This is a genomic window from Streptomyces sp. (assembly GCF_019510245.1).
GTDB lineage: Bacteria > Actinomycetota > Actinomycetes > Streptomycetales > Streptomycetaceae > Streptomyces.
The window spans coordinates 1-4,899 of the sequence record NZ_JAEKKT010000018.1; the positions used below are offsets into that span (position 1 = coordinate 1).

Annotated in this window: 8 protein-coding genes; 4 read left to right on the forward strand and 4 right to left on the reverse strand. The window is 69.1% G+C overall.

Annotated elements, in window-relative coordinates; genetic code table 11:
- Nucleotides 1–101 precede the first annotated feature (101 nt).
- Complete coding sequence (locus JF597_RS00460) at nucleotides 102–890, reverse strand: hemolysin III family protein (RefSeq protein ID WP_293986574.1); 789 nt, start codon at nucleotides 888–890, stop codon at nucleotides 102–104.
- A 59-nt stretch (nucleotides 891–949) separates the two neighbouring features.
- Nucleotides 950–1,282: a helix-turn-helix domain-containing protein gene (locus JF597_RS00465; protein WP_069764554.1), complete on the reverse strand. Its 333-nt coding sequence runs from the start codon at nucleotides 1,280–1,282 to the stop codon at nucleotides 950–952.
- 1,046 nt (nucleotides 1,283–2,328) lie between these two features.
- On the opposite strand from JF597_RS00465, the gene JF597_RS00470 reads away from it, so the two are divergent.
- The 4 genes from JF597_RS00470 (at nucleotide 2,329) to JF597_RS00485 (ending at nucleotide 4,163) form a co-directional block, all read left to right on the forward strand.
- Nucleotides 2,329–2,589: a hypothetical protein gene (locus JF597_RS00470; RefSeq protein WP_057612314.1), complete on the forward strand. Its 261-nt coding sequence runs from the start codon at nucleotides 2,329–2,331 to the stop codon at nucleotides 2,587–2,589.
- A 199-nt stretch (nucleotides 2,590–2,788) separates the two neighbouring features.
- Entirely contained in the window at nucleotides 2,789–3,136 is a 348-nt protein-coding gene (locus tag JF597_RS00475; RefSeq protein ID WP_069764553.1) for a hypothetical protein, read from the forward strand.
- A gap of 39 nt (nucleotides 3,137–3,175) precedes the next feature.
- Nucleotides 3,176–3,880, forward strand: coding sequence for a DUF5994 family protein (locus JF597_RS00480; protein WP_293986581.1), 705 nt, complete (start codon nucleotides 3,176–3,178; stop codon nucleotides 3,878–3,880).
- A gap of 10 nt (nucleotides 3,881–3,890) precedes the next feature.
- Nucleotides 3,891–4,163, forward strand: coding sequence for a hypothetical protein (locus tag JF597_RS00485; RefSeq protein WP_069764551.1), 273 nt, complete (start codon nucleotides 3,891–3,893; stop codon nucleotides 4,161–4,163).
- A 9-nt stretch (nucleotides 4,164–4,172) separates the two neighbouring features.
- Here JF597_RS00485 and JF597_RS00490 read toward each other — a convergent pair whose 3' ends face one another.
- Nucleotides 4,173–4,676, reverse strand: a complete 504-nt coding sequence (locus JF597_RS00490; RefSeq protein WP_293986583.1) for a hypothetical protein — start codon at nucleotides 4,674–4,676, stop codon at nucleotides 4,173–4,175.
- Nucleotides 4,673–4,899, reverse strand: a 227-nt coding sequence (locus JF597_RS00495; protein ID WP_293986584.1) for a polymorphic toxin type 24 domain-containing protein, incomplete at its 5' end; no start/stop codon positions are given. The genes JF597_RS00490 and JF597_RS00495, both read right to left, overlap by 4 nt.

The following is a 4,899-nucleotide window of genomic DNA, read 5'->3' on the forward strand; positions in this document are numbered from 1 at the left end:
GGACTTCATGGTCGTCGAACCGTTCGAGGTCCGCCAGTGACGTGAGGAACGGGTCAGGCCCGTGGCATCTGCCGGAGACGTGGACCTGCCTGCGCACGCGGTCATGTGGATGCCAGGAGGATGGCCGCGTAGTGCGCGGTGAATGCCGCGATGGTCAGGGCGTGGAAGACCTCGTGGAAGCCGAACCAGGCGGGCGAGGGGTCGGGGCGCTTGAGTCCGTAGACGACGGCGCCCGCGGTGTAGAGCAGACCGCCGGCGATGACGAGTACGACGACCGCGGTGCCGCCGGTGCGTGCGAAGTCGGGCAGGTTGAAGACGGCGACCCAGCCCAGCGCGATGTAGGACGGGGTGTACAGCCACCGGGGAGCCCCGATCCACAGGATGCGGAAGGCGATGCCGGCCAGGGCACCCGCCCACACCACGGCCAGCAGCAGCCGCTGCTGACCCGCGGGCAGCAGCAGTACCGCCAGCGGGGTGTAGGTGCCGGCGATGATCAGGAAGATGTTCGCGTGGTCCAGCCGCCGCAGGACCGCCTCCCCGCGCGGACCCCAGGTTCCGCGGTGGTAGACCCCGCTGGTGCCGAACAGCAGACAGGCCGACAGGGCGTACACCGAGCAGGCCGCCACTGCCGCCGCCGAGCGCGAGACAGCGATCAGGACGATGCCGCCGACCAGAGCCAGGGGGAACACCCCGGCGTGCAGCCAGCCCCGCATCCTCGGCTTCAGCGCAGCCGCCACACGCTCCGCCCCGCCTTGCAGGCCGGCGGCAGCCGCCCGGCCGGTTAGGCCGGCAGGCGCATCGCCCGCGGGCCGCAGGACGTCGGGAGTGGTGCCGGGGCGAGGCTGGGGATCGCGCCCGTGTGCCGGCGGCTGAGTGTCTTCGGCGGTCATGCACTCGTATTCTGAAATTGACGGATCAGCGCGGCCTGCCACTCGCTGCGGACTGCGGGTCAGATGCCGACCGCGTGCTGGGAGGCGGCGCGGCGGTACTCGGCGTTGATGCGCTGGGCTTCTTCGAGCTGGTCTTCGAGGATGATGATGCGGCAGGCAGCCTCGATGGGGGTGCCGTGGTCGACGAGTTCCCGGGCGCGGGCGGCGATCCGCAGCTGATAGCGGGAGTAGCGGCGATGTCCGCCCTCGGAGCGGAGCGGGGTGATGAGGCGGGCTTCGCCGAGGGCGCGGAGGAAGCTGGGGGTGGTGCCGAGCATCTCGGCAGCTCGGCCCATGGTGTAGGCGGGGTAATCGTCGTCGTCGAGACGGCCGAAGGAATCGTCTGCTGTCATCTCACCTCTCTGCGGAACGCGTGGAGGGGTCCTGGTGCCGTACGGCACCAGGACCCCGAAGGAACTGCTACACCATCTGCCGGCCCTGGTACTGCGCCGGCCTTCTGTTTCCGCGGACCCGACCGAGATGCTGTCGGGGCTGCTGGGATCGCTGTTGCCTGACCGGAGACCACCTCACTGTCGATGTCCTGCGGTACCCGGACTCAAGACTTCTGCCCGGGCGATCCTGATGGCGCTCGGCTCCTCCGTTCTTCCCTCTGAACCAATCACTTGCCAAACGGGTACTGCGTACTGCTGCACTGCTGGTACTGCTTCCCGATGCGCGCGCCCGCAGCCGACGCCTTCACCGAGGTACCGCTGACTTCACTGCTGCGTACTGCGAATGGCGGCCCCTGATCACCGCGGGCCACCCGGTCCGGTCGTCAGCCCCGTCGCCGTCCTGCAGCAACCCTGGCTTCGGAACTCCACCACCGCACCGTCCTGCGCACTGCAACTACATACCGCTGCCCGGCAGTTCGTGTCTGCCGGGCCCTTCTGTCTCTCTGGGCTACGAGAGAAACCATAACCATGGCGGCACTCAATGTCTACTCCAGCCAGCATAGATTTTCGCGCGCTCTACGGTGAGGTAATCCGCCTCGAACGGCGATGGACGCGATGAGCGGCACCGTCCCGACCGCCCGCTCCGCTCCATCCGTCGCGGGTGTGCGCGGTAGCGCCCGGCACTTCCTCGAAGGTCTCGTACCGGCGACTGCAGTCGAGGCTGCCGACACCGTGGGGTCCTGGTCGCACCGGCCAGGCCCGCCGACGGTGCCGGGCTCGTGGTCTCTCGATAAAAGGCCTGCTCACAAGCACGGACCGGCTCTCCCGGGGCCGCCGAGCGGCGTAGAGTGAAACGAGCCGGGAGTACTTCGCATACCGCCGCCCACGTCGGGACAGGTCCGCGTCATGACCGCGACCATCGAACCTACGATGATCGATGATCGAAGAGCACCTGCCATCGGCCCCGGGCCGGCTGCCCATGGTCCACAGAGCTGCAAGGGGTCGCCATGAAGTCACCGGAACTGCCGTCGGCCGGGCACGCGGAGGTTCGTATCGTCGCCGCGGATCCTGAGGCGGCTCGTCATGTCGCGGAGATTCTCCGCGGTTGTTTCGCCACCACCGAAGCGCGCAGCTACCCCGCGGGCGCTGACGGCGGAACACGTCTCCAGCTCACCGTGGACACCACGCGCATCGCGGAGCCGGTGCGCTCCTGGCTGTTGACCAGCCAGTCCTCCCGGGACGATCACACGCAGCCGGACGACATGTGAGGAGATGCCCCTGACACCGCACAAGCAGCAGCATTACCGTGAGGCGAACTCCGACAGTGAGGCCTGCCATGACCGTTTCACGGACCATCAGAAACCAGGCGCAGACGATGACGAGCGGGATCACGGAAGTCTCCGGAAGCCTGAAGCAGGCTGTCCAGAGGACCAAGGACACCTTCAGGCGGAACGGAAGCGGCCCTCGATGATGTACGACCAGACACGCGCCCAGCAGCCTGAGGACCAACCCCGGGGTCGCGCCGAACGCCGCGCCGCGGGCCCGGAACCGCTGCTCCCGTCGGCCGAACGGGACACGATCGCCGTACGCCTCGGGCACGCCCTCAACACTTTCGCCGACACCCCGCTCGAGGCGCTGGAAGAGGCCGAGAGCGCCTTCGACGAAGCCACCGCCCAGCTCGTCAGCGCCCTCGCGGAACGGCGGCGTGTCCTGCGGGCCGGCTGGCAGGACCAGGACCCCGACACGCAGTCCGACGAACTCCGTCACGCGCTTAGGCAGTACCGGGAGATGACCCAGCGCCTGCTCCACCTCTAGGCAGCCACTACTCCGCGTCGCGGCGGGGCGCGGAGTAATGTGGAACGTACCGAGGGCATGCCGCACATCGGCTTTCACGCCGGGTCGTTCTCGGCGAGAGATGAAACCCGGGCCGCCGCAGAGGCGGCCCGGAGACGGGTCCGCATCATGTCGGCGACCTTGTATCCAACCGTGCCGCATCCCGAGCCCGTCGCAGCCCCGGCCGCGCGTCTCGCCCTGAGGACCGACGGCCCATCGCGTGGGCTCCTGGACGGTGCCTGGTGGCCCCGCTCCCGGGACCTGGTGGGTGAACTGCCCCTTCTGACCGATGTGTTGGATCCCTTGTGGGGCCGCATCACGCGCATCGCCGTCAACCCGAAGTACTGGCCAGTCATCCCCCGCCGGGTTCCCGTGGGCGGGCATGTCGTCAGGGTCGGCTGGTTCACCCCGGAAATCGACCCGCACAAGCTGCTGCTGCTCTCCTACGGCACCGGCCGCTGGGACCTGCTGATCATCCCGCCGGAGACCGGGGCGGAGTCGGCGGCCCGGCTGATGGCTGCCGCGTCCGACCAGGACGGCCCGCCCCTGACCGCGAGCGCGCTCATCGCCGCAGAGGCGGCCCGGCACGGCGTCGCCGCGGCCGAGGAGCCACTGGAGCCGGACGAGGCATGGGAGTACGAAGGCGGCGCCTCCGCCGCGTTCACGGCCGTCCCCAGACAGCCCGATCGGGCCGGTCTGCCCAGCCGCCTGATCGTCGGTATGTGAGGCGGCCGCCATGAACGCCTTCCTGACAGTCGCCGCCTTCATCGTCCTCATCGCGGCCGCGGCATACGTGATCCACCGGCTCAACATCGAGCACGCCGGCAGAATCGCCGTGCACCGGTACAGCACGCCCCTGCCCCGCCGCAGCGGACGCGTCACCCCGCAGCCCCCGGTGGGACCTCGGTCCGAGTCGCCGACCGCCGGCGAACGGCGGGACCATCGCGACGGGGGGCGTGGCCGCTTCCCGCCGCGCCGCCACCGCAGCCGTACTGCTCACCACGGGTGACCGGCTGCGCTAGCCGAACACCGACGGCACCGGAGACGTCCAGAACGTCACCGTCGGCCCGTAGGCGCCGTCCTCCTCGTCGCTCACCTCGACCGTGATCTCGCGGTCGGGGTAGCGCGTGGAGAGGACGCCCTGCCAGGACTCCCCCAGGGCCAGGGCGAGTTGGGGGAGTTCTTCGCCGAGGTGGTCGTCGTCCGTGAGGGGGGTGTTGTTGAACACGGACCAGAGTTCGACGTGGTTGGCCACCGCCTCGATGCGTTCCCGGTCGCCGTCCAGCGTGGTGAACCAGTTGTCGATGTTGTCCTGGCCGAAGCGGTCCTTGAGGAACACACAGCCGCGGTACTCGACCGTCTCGGGGCAGAACAGCCAGGCCGCCGCCAGGACGAAGCGCAGGCCGCCCTCGAAGTCGAGGTAGTTGGCGGGGGCGAGTTCCTCGTCCTTCCATTCCGCGCGCCACCGGGTGAAGAACGCGGGCAGCTTCCTGTCGGACCACGACGGCCTGCTGCTGCTCACGGGATCTCCCAGGGGAACGCGGCGCGCACGTCGTTCGATGGGCGCACGAAGACATCGCCGGTCTTCGGGTTGGTGTTACGCACGTACTCTACGACGTGCGGTGTCTCCACCCCGCCGTGCGGACGGCCCTCCAGGTCCACGCGCTTGACCGCGCGGCCCTCGGAGTCGTACGTCGTGTAGTTGGTGACTTTTCCGGTCTGCGGGTCCGTCTTGTAGAGGGTGC